The sequence below is a fragment of the Catenulispora sp. MAP12-49 genome (genome assembly GCF_041262705.1).
Taxonomy (GTDB): domain Bacteria; phylum Actinomycetota; class Actinomycetes; order Streptomycetales; family Catenulisporaceae; genus Catenulispora.
The window spans coordinates 36,873-49,082 of the sequence record NZ_JBGCCP010000040.1 but is presented as its reverse complement, the minus strand read 5'-3'; the positions used below and the strand labels follow the sequence as shown (position 1 = coordinate 49,082).

13 protein-coding genes are annotated in these 12,210 nt (G+C 71.3%); 9 read left to right on the top strand and 4 right to left on the bottom strand.

Annotation, left to right across the window (positions count from 1 at the left end):
• Window positions 1-49: 49 nt before the first annotated feature.
• Window positions 50-721: a 4'-phosphopantetheinyl transferase superfamily protein gene (locus tag ABIA35_RS41910; protein ID WP_370361663.1), complete on the bottom strand. Its 672-nt coding sequence runs from the start codon at window positions 719-721 to the stop codon at window positions 50-52.
• 214 nt (window positions 722-935) lie between these two features.
• Here ABIA35_RS41910 and ABIA35_RS41905 point away from each other — a divergent pair, with 214 nt between their 5' ends.
• Both ABIA35_RS41905 and ABIA35_RS41900 read left to right on the top strand, forming a co-directional pair.
• Complete coding sequence (locus ABIA35_RS41905; protein WP_370361662.1) at window positions 936-1,406, top strand: GNAT family N-acetyltransferase; 471 nt, start codon at window positions 936-938, stop codon at window positions 1,404-1,406.
• A 23-nt stretch (window positions 1,407-1,429) separates the two neighbouring features.
• The gene (locus tag ABIA35_RS41900) at window positions 1,430-2,350 is read left to right on the top strand and encodes a hypothetical protein (RefSeq protein WP_370361661.1); all 921 of its coding nucleotides are present in this window, start codon (window positions 1,430-1,432) and stop codon (window positions 2,348-2,350) included.
• A gap of 42 nt (window positions 2,351-2,392) precedes the next feature.
• On the opposite strand, the gene ABIA35_RS41895 is transcribed toward ABIA35_RS41900, so the two are convergent.
• Complete coding sequence (locus ABIA35_RS41895) at window positions 2,393-3,232, bottom strand: SAM-dependent methyltransferase (RefSeq protein ID WP_370361660.1); 840 nt, start codon at window positions 3,230-3,232, stop codon at window positions 2,393-2,395.
• 45 nt (window positions 3,233-3,277) lie between these two features.
• Window positions 3,278-4,144 carry an Fpg/Nei family DNA glycosylase gene (locus ABIA35_RS41890; protein ID WP_370361659.1) on the bottom strand — a complete coding sequence of 289 codons (867 nt, stop codon included), beginning with the start codon at window positions 4,142-4,144 and terminating at the stop codon, window positions 3,278-3,280.
• 643 nt (window positions 4,145-4,787) lie between these two features.
• Between ABIA35_RS41890 and ABIA35_RS41885 the strand changes: the two genes are divergently transcribed.
• Window positions 4,788-5,558, top strand: a complete 771-nt coding sequence (locus ABIA35_RS41885) for a thioredoxin family protein (protein WP_370361658.1) — start codon at window positions 4,788-4,790, stop codon at window positions 5,556-5,558.
• A complete protein-coding gene (locus ABIA35_RS41880) occupies window positions 5,534-6,076 on the top strand; it encodes a hypothetical protein (protein WP_370361657.1) in 543 nt (180 codons plus the stop codon). The genes ABIA35_RS41885 and ABIA35_RS41880 overlap by 25 nt, the downstream gene beginning before the upstream one ends.
• Here the strand turns inward: ABIA35_RS41880 and ABIA35_RS41875 are convergent.
• Window positions 6,063-7,142 carry a DMT family transporter gene (locus tag ABIA35_RS41875; protein WP_370361655.1) on the bottom strand — a complete coding sequence of 360 codons (1,080 nt, stop codon included), beginning with the start codon at window positions 7,140-7,142 and terminating at the stop codon, window positions 6,063-6,065. The two genes, ABIA35_RS41880 and ABIA35_RS41875, sit on opposite strands and share 14 nt — an antisense overlap.
• 38 nt (window positions 7,143-7,180) lie before the next feature.
• Here ABIA35_RS41875 and ABIA35_RS41870 point away from each other — a divergent pair, with 38 nt between their 5' ends.
• The 5 genes from ABIA35_RS41870 (at window position 7,181) to ABIA35_RS41850 (ending at window position 12,142) form a co-directional block, all read left to right on the top strand.
• Window positions 7,181-8,080 (top strand): LysR family transcriptional regulator, encoded by a 900-nt coding sequence (locus ABIA35_RS41870; protein WP_370361654.1) that lies wholly within the window; start codon window positions 7,181-7,183, stop codon window positions 8,078-8,080.
• A 156-nt stretch (window positions 8,081-8,236) separates the two neighbouring features.
• Entirely contained in the window at window positions 8,237-8,959 is a 723-nt protein-coding gene (locus ABIA35_RS41865; protein ID WP_370361704.1) for a DUF899 family protein, read from the top strand.
• A gap of 289 nt (window positions 8,960-9,248) precedes the next feature.
• Window positions 9,249-9,851, top strand: a complete 603-nt coding sequence (locus tag ABIA35_RS41860; protein WP_370361653.1) for an acetate uptake transporter — start codon at window positions 9,249-9,251, stop codon at window positions 9,849-9,851.
• A gap of 83 nt (window positions 9,852-9,934) precedes the next feature.
• Window positions 9,935-11,908 carry an acetate--CoA ligase gene (acs, locus tag ABIA35_RS41855; RefSeq protein ID WP_370361652.1) on the top strand — a complete coding sequence of 658 codons (1,974 nt, stop codon included), beginning with the start codon at window positions 9,935-9,937 and terminating at the stop codon, window positions 11,906-11,908.
• 12 nt (window positions 11,909-11,920) lie between these two features.
• Window positions 11,921-12,142 (top strand): hypothetical protein, encoded by a 222-nt coding sequence (locus tag ABIA35_RS41850; RefSeq protein ID WP_370361651.1) that lies wholly within the window; start codon window positions 11,921-11,923, stop codon window positions 12,140-12,142.
• The last annotated feature ends 68 nt before the right edge of the window (window positions 12,143-12,210 follow it).

Sequence of the window (12,210 nt, the reverse complement as noted above, 5' to 3'; positions counted from 1 at the left end):
AAGGTATCTTGCTAAAGAAACCTTTACAAGGCTCCCGCCGCAGGTCGGCTCAGGCTTCGAAGGCCACCACCTCCACCTGGAACGGGGCTTCTCCGAACAAAGCGACCGCCGCCCGGTACCCGCTGGGGACCGCGACCGGCAGCACCCGGTGCCGGTGCGAGCTGGCCGGTTCCACGCACGCCACCAGGTCCCGCTGGAGCACCGCCGCCTTCGTGTTCGCCCAGCCCAGGCCGCCGGCCACCTTCGCCGCCGCCTCCTTGCGGGTCCACAGGCGCGCGTAGCGGTCCGTCTGCTCCAGCGAGTCGTGGCCGCCGGCGACGTAGCGTGCCTCGAAGGGCAGGAAGTAGCGCTCGGACATGTCCACCGGGTCCAGGCCCTCGACCAGCTGGCGGACGTCCACGCCGACCTCGCGGGTCGCCGCCACCGCCAGCAGCGCCAGCGCGCCGTCGTGGGCCAGGCTGATGTGCGGGCCGCCGCCGGCCAGCGCGGGCTTGCCGTTGAAATCGGGGGTGAAGTCCAGGGACTGCGGGGCGAGGTCCAGTTCGCGGCCCAGGATCACGCGGCGCGCGCCGTGCGCGACGAGGTAGCGGTGCCGGTCGCGCTCGTGCAGGAAGTCGGCGGCGTGGGCCTTCTCGTCGTCGTCGAGCAGTTCCTGGTAGGCCTCGGCGGTCTCCGGGGCGGTGTCGGTGGTGATGACCCAGACGCGGATCCGGTCGGTCATGGGCGCACCGCCGTGCGGCCGATGGCGTGGCCGGCCGTGCGGTCGCGGAAGTCGGTCGGGGGCAGTGGAGCGTCGTTTTCGGTCTCCATGGAGTTCACGTTTCCGCGCCGTGACGCTCCAAACGCGCCGCCGACGCTCGCGGCTCGGGCATCGTGACCAGGGCAGGGGTTGCGGCAGCGATTTGTTGTCAGTAGGTCGCAATAGTCTTTTTCCCATGACCGAACCCGTGATCCGCGCGATGCGTGAGAGCGACCTCCCGGCGCTGTTCGAGATCCAATGCGACGCCGGGGGTCAGACGATGGCCGCGTTCACGAGTACGGCCAACGACCGCGAGGCCTACCTGGCAAAGCACCGCCGGCTGCTCGCCGACGATCGGATCGTGAACGTGGTGGTGGAGGACGGCGGCGACATCGTCGGCAGCGCGGCGGCCTTCCCGATCGGGGACGACATCGATGTGACGTACTGGATCCGGCGCGACTGCTGGGGACGCGGCCTGGCCGGCGCGGCGTTGGCGGCGGTGCTGGAGCAGGTGGAGGTGCGGCCGGTGTTCGCCTCGGCCGCCTTCGACAACCTCGCCTCGCAGCGCGTGCTGGAGAGGGCCGGGTTCAAGCGGACCGGACAGGATCGCGGCTTCGCCGAGGCCCGGGGCGAGGAGATCGAGGAAGTGCTGTTCCGGCTGGAGTGAGAGGCGATTATGATCGAACCCTGATGACAAGCACGGGCCCCGCTGCCGAATCAGTCGAATCCGGTTCCACTGCTCCAGCTTCGGCCGAAGCGGCACTGGCGGAGGTGGAGCACTGGTTCGTCCGGCACGGCGTGCCGCACTTCGTCGAGGACCGCTACACGGTCGCGTCCCTGCCTGCCTTCCTGCGCCCCTTCGCGGCCCTGATCCGGTTGGCGCGGCTGGGCGCCATGCTCGGCTACTGGACGGTGCGCCGGGTGTTCGCCGAGGTGCGCGAGGTCGGGCACCTGGCGGTCCGTGCGCTGCCGCTGCTCGCGCTGTTCGGCATGGTCATCTTCTTCAGCGGCGATTTCTGGCGCATCGCCGCGGCCCTGACCACCGGCTGGCTGTGGGTGACGGCCGCCTTCTTCGTGGTGCTGATCCAGGCCTTCCTGGTCGCGCGGCTGCCGGAGGAGACCGGCACGCTGCCCCGCGCCTGCACCCCGGACCGCATACGCGCCAGCTGCGCCGCGACCCCGCTGGCCCCGCTGGCCGAGGCCGAACCGGACCTGGCCACCGATCCGGCCCTGGGCCTGGGACAGCGCCGCAACATGTTCATGTATCTGCTGCTCACCCAGACCATCCAGATCAGCCTGCTCAGCTGGATGGTGTTCTTCTTCTACGTGGTCTTCGGCGCCATCGCGATCCGGCCGCCGGTGCTCAAGGACTGGTTCGGCCACGTGCCGCCGGACGCGCACCTGTGGGGCGTGCGCGTCCCGGGCGTCAGCAGCGAACTGCTGCATGTGGCGGTCCTGTTGGCAGGCCTGAGCGCCCTGTACTTCGCGATCACGGCCCTGACGGACGCGGTCTACCGGCGCGAGTTCTTCGACCGGACCCTGGCAGAGCTCGACAAGGCGATCCACATGCGCTGTGCCTACCTGACGCTGCGCGGTCGAAACGGAGGCTGACAGCCAAACCCACGCCCGAGAGCGCAGGCGCCGATGCCCGTCCTACCGCTTGAACCCGACCCCGCCGTCGAACCAGATGGCGGCCCAGTCCTCGCGCGCCGGTCCCTCCGGCCGCCACAGCGGGACGTTCACCACGCCGGGCTCGACCAGGTCCAGACCGTCGAACAGGGCGGTGATGTCCTCGCGGTCCCGGACGGTGAACTGGGATGTGGCGTTGTCCCAGCCCTTGCGGGCCTCGGCGGAGGTCTGCGGGTCGCCGCCGTCGGTGCCGTGCGAGATCACCACCGCGCTGCCGGGCGGCAGGGCGTCGCGGAAGGCCGCGACGATGCCGGGCGCGTCCTCCTCGGGCTTGATGAAGTGCAGCAGCGCCACCATCAGGACGGCGATCGGCCGGTCGAAGTCGAGCACCTCGCGCACGGCCGCGTTGTCCAGGATGGAGGCCGGATCGCGCACGTCGGCCACCACGATCGCGGTCAGCGCGGGATCGGCGCCGGCCAGCAGGGCGCGGGAGTGGACGGCGACCACCGGGTCGTAGTCGACGTAGACGACCCGGGCCTCGGGATAGACCGACCGGGCCACGGCGCCGGTGTTGCCGGGGCCGGGGATGCCGGTGCCGATGTCCAGGAACTGCGTGATCCCGGCCTCGGTGAGGTGGCGGACCGCGCGTCCCAGGAAGGCGCGGTTCTCCCGGACCATGTCCTCGGCGCCCGGCAGGGCCTTGATGACGACCTCGGCCGCCTGGCGGTCGACCTCGAAGTGGTCCTTGCCGCCGAGCAGGCAGTCGTAGATGCGCGCGGGGTGGGCCTTGGTCGTGTCGATCCGCGGTGGCTCCCAGCCCGGAGACAACGGGTCTTCCCCCAGCCTCGCCATGGTCTCGTCCACGCCCCGCCCCTATCTCTTCGGCTGGGAAGAGAATGTAGCAGGACGCTACTTCAGCAAACGCGACATTCGCCGATCAGCCAACGGTTTTCCGCCGGTCTGGCACGTCGGGCAGTACTGCAGCGAGGAGTCGGCGAAGGACACCTCGCGGATCGTGTCGCCGCACACCGGGCATTTCTCCCCGGTGCGGCCGTGCACCCGCAGCCCCGACTTCTTCTCCGACTTCAGATCCTTCATCGGCAGCCCGCGGGAGCGCTCGACGGCATCCGTCAGGGTATTGATGGTCACCTGGTACAGGCCGGCCACTTCCTCGGGGGTCAGCTTGGCCGCCAGCTTGAACGGGGACATGCGGGCGGCGTGCAGGATCTCGTCGGAGTAGGCGTTGCCGATCCCGGCCAGCACACTCTGGTCGCGCAGCACGCCCTTGATCTGCCGGCGCTCGCCGTCCAACAGCCCGGCCAGCACCTCGGCGGTGAACGCCTCGGACAGCGGATCGATGCCCAGGCGCGCGATCCCCGGCACCTCGGCCGGATCGCGCACGACGTAGACCGCCAGCCCCTTCTTCGTCCCGTACTCGGTCACGTCGATGCCGCTGCCGGCCGGCTCCTCCATACGGATCCGCAACGCCAGCGGCCCCTTGCCCGGCCGAGGCGGCGCCGTCGGCAGCTGCTCCTGCCAGCGCACCCAGCCGGCGCGCGCCAGATGCAGCACCAGGTGGATCTCGCCGACGCTGAAGTCGAGGAACTTCCCATGCCGCGTCACCCCGCTGACCACCTGGCCCTCCAGGGCCGACAGGGGCGGGTCGTAGGTCTTGAGGGCCTGGACGGCGACCGGCGTGGCCGCGGCCACCGCGTGTCCGGCGAGGTGTTCGTCCAGGAACGCGGCCAGCGCCTGGACCTCCGGCAGTTCGGGCATGGTAGCTACTCTGCCCGCTGACGCGGCGTTGCGCTCGCTGGACTGGTGGGCTGCGGGAGCGGTGGGCTGCCGGACTGGTGGGCTGCGGGACTGCTCGGCGGCTGGACCGGCCGGAGCCGGGGCGAACGCCCTTTCGGAGGCGTCCGCGGTTTGCGATGCTGAGCGCGTGCGCCGAATACGTGGCACCACCGCGCGGCTACTGACCGCCGGGGCCTCCGGCTCGGTCGACCTGGCGCGGTCGGTGCCGCAGGAGGGGACGTACGACGTCGCCGACGCCTCCGGAGCTCCCTCGACCCATGACCGACGTCATGCGGCAACTGGATGCCGTGCCCGGCGCGCCTGCGCACCGCTACCTCTACTATCCCGCCGCCGGGCATTCGATGGTGGGGAGCCCGCTCTACATCACGATCAATCCCGGCAGGCACGGCGGGACGCAGGGCTCCAACGCCCTGGCCGCCGCCGACGCCTGGCCCAGGTCCTCGCCTTCGTCGCCGACACACGCCAGAGGCTCCCCGCACCCGCAGGGTGAAAAAGCGCGCGCCACGCTTGCGGTTCACCGGCGTGGCGTGCACCGGCCGCTAGATTCCGGGCATCCAATACGGAATCGGGAGTAGTCGTGCGCAAGTGCGTGTCAATGGTCGCCGTGGCGTCCGCCGCCTTCGGGCTGGCCGCGTGTTCGTCTCCGGACCAGCACCGGGAGCCTGCCGGCGCGGCGCAGCCGCTCAGTGCGCCAGGCGCGCCGGGTGTCGCGGGTGTGCCGGGGGTGCCGGTCTCGCAGGCCGCCGTGCGGGCTGAGAAGGTGCACGCCGCCCCGGCTGTGCCCGCGGCGTCCGGCACGCAGCAGGGCCAGGCGTTGCCGCACGCCCCCGGCTCCGGTGTCGCGGTGCCGGTGCTCATCCCGTCCGGCACCACCGATGTCGCCCCGCAGCCTGCGAAGCCGCGTACCGCCGCCGCGCGCCGTTCGGCAGGGGCTGCCTCGGCGCCGGTGCCCGCCGCACCGCACCCGGCCCCTCCGCCGCCGATCGCCGACAGCCCCGCCTACGACCCGAGCGCCTCGGTGATGGGGCAGATCGTGGATGCCGTCGCCGCCGCGCACATGGACGGCAAGGCCGTGCTGCTCGACTTCGGCGCCAACTGGTGCACCGCGTGCCGGGCGCTGGAGCGGGCGATGCACACGCCGAAGGCCCAGGCCGTCCTGGCGCAGTCCTACCACGTGGTGCACATCGACCTCGGCAACGCCGACCCGCAGCACCTCGCGCTGGCCACGCAGTACGACCCGATGGGCACCTTCGGCATGCCGCTGCTGGTGGTGCTGAACCCCGACGGCTCCGTGCGCGCCGACTCCGCGCGCAACGGCCAGCCGAAGTACACCGAGGCGGAACTGGCGGCGTGGCTGGGGCAGTGGGTCCGGTGAAGTCCTCCAACGTCCTCACCGTCGCGGCACTGTCCGGCGTCCCGGTGCTCGCCGCGCTCGCCTTCGCCACCACGGTGCACCGGCACGTCCCCGACGTCGGCTTCACCGACCAGGGCGTCAGCGTCGCGATGCACCTGTCCGGCGACGGCAGCAAGCTGCTGACGACCTTCACCCCGCAGCGCCCCGGCTTCCACCTGTACAGCGTCGGACTGCCCGCCGACGGCATCCAGGGCCTGGGCCGGCCCACGCTCGTGGAGGTCGCCGGCGCCCTGCGCAGCCTTGGACCGCTGACCGCCGAGTCGCCGGTGCGGATGCTGCCGATGCAGGGTACTGATGTGAGCTTCCCGGTGTATCCCGACGGTCCGGTGACCACCGAGCTGCCGGTGGATGTGGACGCCCACGGCGATGCCAAGGTGCTGGTCAGCTATGCCGCGTGCAGTGCGCAGGAATGCCTGATGCCGGTGAGTGCGCACCCGGTGGAGCTGACCGCCGCGTCCCTGTCGACTATGCGGGGCTGACGGGGGTGACGGGAATCGGGTCCGGCGGCGGTGGTGCTGCGAAGCGGCCGGTCGAGCGTGCCCGGTGCGCACGCTCGATCGCCTGGCCCCAGTACGTCCCGCCGAGCATCAGCACGGCTCCGGCGACGGCTGGCGCCGCGAGGTGTTCGCCGCCGAGTGCCACTCCGGCCGCGACGGCCCAGACCGGCTCGGTCCCCAGCAGCAGGCTGGCGCGGCTGGCCGAGGTGCGGCGCACGGCCCAGGTCTGCGCCACGAACGCGAACACGCTGCAGAACAGGGCCAGGTAGACCAGCTCGGCCCAGGCGCTCGCGCTCGCGTGTGTCAGCCTCGGCAGGTCCGCGGCGGCCGGTAGGGCGAACAATGCGGTGCCGACGTAGGTCTGGACGACGGTCAGACTCAGAGGCCTGATGTCGCTGCCCGCGGTGAGCCGGCCGACGAGCGCGACGTGTGCGGCCCGTACTACGGCGGCGGCCAGCATCAGCAGGTCCCCGGCGCTGGGTGTGTGCAGTCCGCCGCTGCCGCTCATCAGCAGCCCGACGGCGACCACGCACACCCCCGACGCAGCGAAGTAGCGGCCAGGCAGGGCCGCGCCGCGCCGATCGAGCAACGGCGTGAGGATGATCGTCAGGCTGATGATGAGGCCGGCGTTGGCGGCGGAGGTGTGCGCCACGCCGTAGGTCTCGATGATCAGGACACTGGCTTGGGTCACGCCGAGGATCGCGCCGACGCGCAGTTCCGCGCGGCTCGGGCGCAGTCGGCCGCGCGCGGCCAGCAGCGCGGAGCCGGAAGCGGCCGACAGCGCGTAGCGGGCGAATAGCACGGCCAGCACCGATGTCGCGGCGGCGGCCGACTTCGCGGCCAGGTAGCTGGAGCCCCAGACGAAGGCGACGAGGAGCAGGACGAGGTCGGTGCGGCGGTCGGTGCCGGGCAGGCCGGTGCTGGGCAGATCGGTTCGGCCAGCACCGGTTCGGCCGGAACCGGGCAGGCCGGTGCCTGGGCGATCGGCGGTCAGGGAGGTCACCCGGCCATCGTCGGGGCGTGCCATCGGTGTAGTCGAGGACGTCATTCTCAACCAACCATGAAGTTTCCCTACACTGTCCTGTCATGGACGAACGCCAGCTGCGGATCCTGCGCGAACTCGGCGAGCTCGGCAGCGTCGCGGCCGTGGCCGACGCGCTGCTGGTCACGCCCTCGGCGGTCTCGCAGCAGCTGCGTCTGCTGCAACGCACCGTCCCGGTCCCGCTGACCGAGCGCTCCGGCCGCCGCCTGGTCCTCACTCCGGCCGGGCAGGCGCTCGCCGACGCGGCGATCGAGGTCGAGGCAGCGCTGGCCCGGGCCCGGCAGGTGGTGGAGGAGTTCGTGGCCGAGCCGGCCGGCACGGTCTCGGTCGCGGCGTTCCACAGCGCGGCGCTGATGTTCTTCCCCGAACTGTTGCGCGCGCTGGCCGGCCCCGGATCACCGCGCCTGGCCCTGGCCGACCAGGACGTGGCCCAAGAGCGGTTCCCGAAGCTCACCCGCGACTACGACCTGGTCCTGGCTCACCGCTTCGACCACGCCCCGCCCTGGCCACGAACCGTCACCGTCACCCCGCTGCTGCACGAGCCGCTGGACATCGCCCTGCCCGTCGGCCACCGCCTGGTCACCAAGGGACGCCTGACGCCCGACGACGTCGCGGCCGAGCCATGGGTGACGGTCCACGACGGCTTCCCGGTCCTACCGCTGGTCGAGGCGATCGGCACCGCTGCGGGCCGGCGTCCGGAGCTGGTGCACCGGGTCAACGAGTTCAGCGTCGTCGCCGAACTGGTCGCGGCCGGCGGCGGCGTGATCGCGCTGCTGCCGCGCTGGACGACGCGTCCGCATCCTGGCGTGGTGCTGCGACCGCTGGCTGGAGTGCGCGCCCGCCGGCACATCGACGTGCTGCACCGGCCCGAGGCCTCGGCGCGCCGCGCGGTGCGGACGGTGCTGGGGGAGCTGCGGCGGGCGGCGGCGGAGGTGCAGGAGTAGGCGGCGTAGGAGGACTCGGCGGCTGCGGCGTCGATTTCCGGGCAACCGGTTCGTCTTTCTCCACGAAGGGGGCCGCCGCCAAAGGTCGCCCCGGTATGAGCAACAGTGGAGGACACCGTGACGAACACCCGGCCGAACACCCCGCCGATCGTCGACATGGCCGCCTGGCAGGCCGCCCGCGACGAACTCCTGGTCCGCGAGAAGGCCCACACCCGCGAGGGCGACGCCATCGCCGCGGCCCGGCGCCGGCTGCCGATGGTGGAGTTCGACGGGGGCGTCAAGGTCGTGGGGCCCGACGGGCCGGTCCCGTTCCTGGACTTGTTCCAGGGCCGCGACGAGCTGCTGGTCTACAAGCACATGTGGTGGGACGGCGCGCCGCACCAGGGGCAGTGCGAGGGCTGCACGCTCTCGGCCTGGCACATCAGGGACGCCGACTACCTCACCGTCCGCGGGGTCTCGTTCGCCGTAGTCACCACCGGGGCGTGGGAGGAGGTGGCGCCGTTCGTGGAGTTCATGGGGTACACCCAGCCGTGGTACTCCGTGCGGGGCATCGAGGAGCCGGCCGGCGGCGAGATGGGGGCCATCGCCAGTTACCTGCGTGACGGCGACCGGGTCTTCCTCACCTATTCGAGTACCGACCGCGGTACCGAGGCGTTCATCGGGACATTCGCGCTGCTGGACATGACGCCGTACGGCCGTGGCGAGGCCTGGCAGGACGGTCCGGAGGGGCGGCCCGAGGGGCAGCGTCCGGCCTGGTTCTGGCGCTCGGACGTTGCTGGGAACGGCGATACCGGGCCGACCAGCCGTCCGGTGCCGCAGTGGCGCCGGCCCGGTGCGACGCCCGAGCAGAGCCTCGGACGGCAGGGCCGCCACCACTGAGCCCGCTGGCTGCTCACCTGAGCCGGCTGGCTGTTCACCAGGTGCAGGCTGGCTGTTCACCAGGGCCGAATGCCTCTTCACCGCCACTGGTTCGAATCGGCACACCGCTCAACCGCCCCACGGGCCCCACTCACCGCACCCCGGCAACCGTTCACCGCATCCCACCCACCGATGGTCCACCTCGCCGCCCGCGTGCCATGTCCACCGCCCGTTTCGCTTCCTACGGTGACAAGGACGCGGCCGGTGAGGGCCGGCGGCGTCCGTCAGTTAGGGAAGGGACGCACCTGCCGTGAGTGAGACCCCCAACACCCCCGCCCCCGCGCCGTCCTCGGGCGTCGCCGATCCGGCCCCGCTGGGCCTGGCCGGGTTCGCGATGACCACGTTCATCCTGAGCGTCATCAACACCAACATGATCTCCGAGAAGGGCGGCGGCGACGTCGTCCTGGGCCTGGCCCTGTTCTACGGGGGCATCGCGCAGCTGCTGGCCGGCATGTGGGAGTTCAAGCGCGGCAACACCTTCGGGGCCACCGCGTTCTCCTCCTTCGGCGCGTTCTGGCTGAGCTACTGGGCGATCGTGCACTGGAGCTCCGGCGAGGACGCCCACAAGACCATCGGGCTGTACCTGTTCGCCTGGTTCCTGTTCACCGGCTACATGACCGTGGCGGCGCTGCGCACCAACGGCGCGGTGCTGGCCGTGTTCGGGCTGCTGACGCTGACGTTCCTGCTGCTGGCCATCGGCGCCTGGCAGAACTCCACCTCCGGCCCGGCCGGCTTCACCAAGATCGGCGGCTTCGTCGGCATCGTCACCGCGCTGGCGGCCTGGTACGCCTCGCTCGCGGCCGTGGCCAACGAGACCCACAAGAAGCAGTTGTTCCCGACCTGGCCGCGATGAGCCGAGGGGAATAGCGTGGAACGAGGGCCGCAGTTTTTGCGGTCCTCGTTCCCTTCCGTCCGCGACGACTGGGGTTGGGAGACATGAGCGAGAACAGCGTCAACCAAGAGACACTCTCGAACCTGCTCAAGGAGAACCGGCGCTTCGCCCCGCCGCAGGACGTGGCCGACCACGCCAACGTCACCGCGGCCGCCTACGCCGAGGCCGAGGCCGACCGCGAGGGGTTCTGGGCCGCCCAGGCCCGGCGGCTGCACTGGGAGCACCCCTGGACGCAGGTCCTGGATTGGTCCGAACGGCCCTTCGCGAAGTGGTTCGTCGGCGGGCGGCTGAACGCGGCCTACAACTGCGTGGACCGGCACGTCGAGGCCGGGCACGGCGACCGGGTCGCCATCCACTTCGAGGGCGAGCCCGGCGACTCGGTGTCGCTGACCTACGCCCAGCTCAAGGACGAGGTCTGCAAGGCCGCCAACGCCCTGACCGAGCTCGGCGTCACCGCCGGGGACCGGGTCGCGATCTACATGCCGATGATCCCGCAGACCGCGGTGGCGATGCTGGCCTGCGCCCGCATCGGCGCGGTGCACTCGGTGTGCTTCGCCGCGTTCTCCCCGGAGGCCCTGCGCGGCCGCATCGAGGACGCCGGCGCGAAGCTGCTGATCACCGCCGACGGCTACCACCGGCGCGGCTCGGTGGTGAACCTCAAGGCCAACGCCGACGAGGCCGCCGCGGCCTCGCCGACCATCGAGAAGGTGCTGGTCGTCAAGCGCACCGGCCACGACGTGGCGTGGGACCACGACCGGGACGTGTGGTGGCACGAACTGGTGGACGGGCAGTACACCGAGCACACCGCCGAGGGCTTCGACTCCGAGCACCCGCTGTACATCCTGTACACCTCGGGTACCACGGGTAAGCCCAAGGGCATCCTGCACACCACCGGCGGCTATCTGACGCAGGTGTCGTACACCCACCACGCGGTGTTCGACCTGAAGCCGGAGACCGACGTGTACTGGTGCACCGCCGACGTCGGCTGGGTGACCGGGCACTCCTACATCGTCTACGGCCCGCTCTCCAACGGGGCCACCCAGGTGATGTACGAAGGCACCCCCGACACCCCGCACCAGGGCCGCTTCTGGGAGATCGTCCAGAAGTACAAGGTCTCCCTGCTGTACACCGCGCCGACGGCCATCAGGACCTTCATGAAGTGGGGCTCGGCGCTCCCGGCGAAGTTCGACCTGAGCTCCCTGCGCCTGCTGGGCTCGGTCGGCGAGCCGATCAACCCCGAGGCCTGGATCTGGTACCGGGAGAACATCGGCGGCGGCCGGACCCCGGTGGTGGACACCTGGTGGCAGACCGAGACCGGGGCGATCATGATCTCCCCGCTGCCCGGCGTCACCGAGGCCAAGCCGGGCTCGGCGATGCGGCCGCTGCCGGGCATCTCGGCGAACGTCGTGGACAAGAGCGGCACGCCGGTCCCGAACGGCGGCGGCGGGTACCTGGTGCTGGACAAGCCCTGGCCCTCGATGCTGCGCGGCATCTGGGGCGACCCGCAGCGCTTCGTCGACACCTACTGGGCCCGCTTCGCCGAGCAGGGCTACTACTTCGCCGGCGACGGGGCCAAGAAGGACGAGGACGGCGACCTGTGGCTGCTGGGCCGCGTCGACGACATCATGCTCGTCTCCGGCCACAACATCTCCACCACCGAGGTCGAATCGGCACTGGTCTCCAACCCGGTCGTGGCCGAGGCCGCCGTGGTCGGCGCCAAGGACGAGACCACCGGCCAGCGCATCGTCGCCTTCGTCATCCTGCGCGGCGGCAACGAGGAGCACGCCGAACTGGCCGAGACGCTGCGCGAGCACGTCAGCAAGGCCATCGGCCCGATCGCCAAGCCGCGCCAGATCATCGTGGTCCCCGAGCTGCCCAAGACCCGCTCCGGCAAGATCATGCGCCGCCTGCTCCGCGACGTCGCCGAGGACCGGGCGATCGGCGACACCACGACCCTGGCCGACTCCACGGTCATGGACCTGATCTCGGCGAAGCTGCCGCACGCCGAGGAGGAGTGAGGGAGAGCTGCCATGCCGGTCGACCCGATGCATCCCGACACCTACGACGAAGACGGCACAGGCGCGGTCGAGCTCGACGCCGAGGTGCCTGAGGCCGACGCAGCAGAGCAGCACACGGATCTCGCCCCGCAGGGCGACGACGTCCTGGCCCGCGTCGACCTCGACGTCGCGAACGAGGCCGACGCCGTCGAGCAGGCGCGGGTCGTCGCGATCGACGAGGACGACTATCGGTGATCTGGCGGACCGCTGCCCCCGACGGAGGAGACTCAGAGTAAAGAAGACGGAGACGCCTCGCCAACGAC

Excerpts from the sequence above, each read along its gene's own strand:
- ABIA35_RS41910 (WP_370361663.1), bottom strand. The coding sequence starts at position 721 with ATGACCGACCGGATCCGCGTCTGGGTCATCACCACCGACACCGCCCCG.
- ABIA35_RS41905 (WP_370361662.1), top strand. The coding sequence starts at position 936 with ATGACCGAACCCGTGATCCGCGCGATGCGTGAGAGCGACCTCCCGGCG.
- ABIA35_RS41900 (WP_370361661.1), top strand. The coding sequence starts at position 1,430 with ATGACAAGCACGGGCCCCGCTGCCGAATCAGTCGAATCCGGTTCCACT.
- ABIA35_RS41890 (WP_370361659.1), bottom strand. The coding sequence starts at position 4,144 with ATGCCCGAACTGCCGGAGGTCCAGGCGCTGGCCGCGTTCCTGGACGAA.
- ABIA35_RS41875 (WP_370361655.1), bottom strand. The coding sequence starts at position 7,142 with ATGACGTCCTCGACTACACCGATGGCACGCCCCGACGATGGCCGGGTG.
- ABIA35_RS41870 (WP_370361654.1), top strand. The coding sequence starts at position 7,181 with ATGGACGAACGCCAGCTGCGGATCCTGCGCGAACTCGGCGAGCTCGGC.
- ABIA35_RS41865 (WP_370361704.1), top strand. The coding sequence starts at position 8,237 with ATGGCCGCCTGGCAGGCCGCCCGCGACGAACTCCTGGTCCGCGAGAAG.
- acs (WP_370361652.1), top strand. The coding sequence starts at position 9,935 with ATGAGCGAGAACAGCGTCAACCAAGAGACACTCTCGAACCTGCTCAAG.
- ABIA35_RS41850 (WP_370361651.1), top strand. The coding sequence starts at position 11,921 with ATGCCGGTCGACCCGATGCATCCCGACACCTACGACGAAGACGGCACA.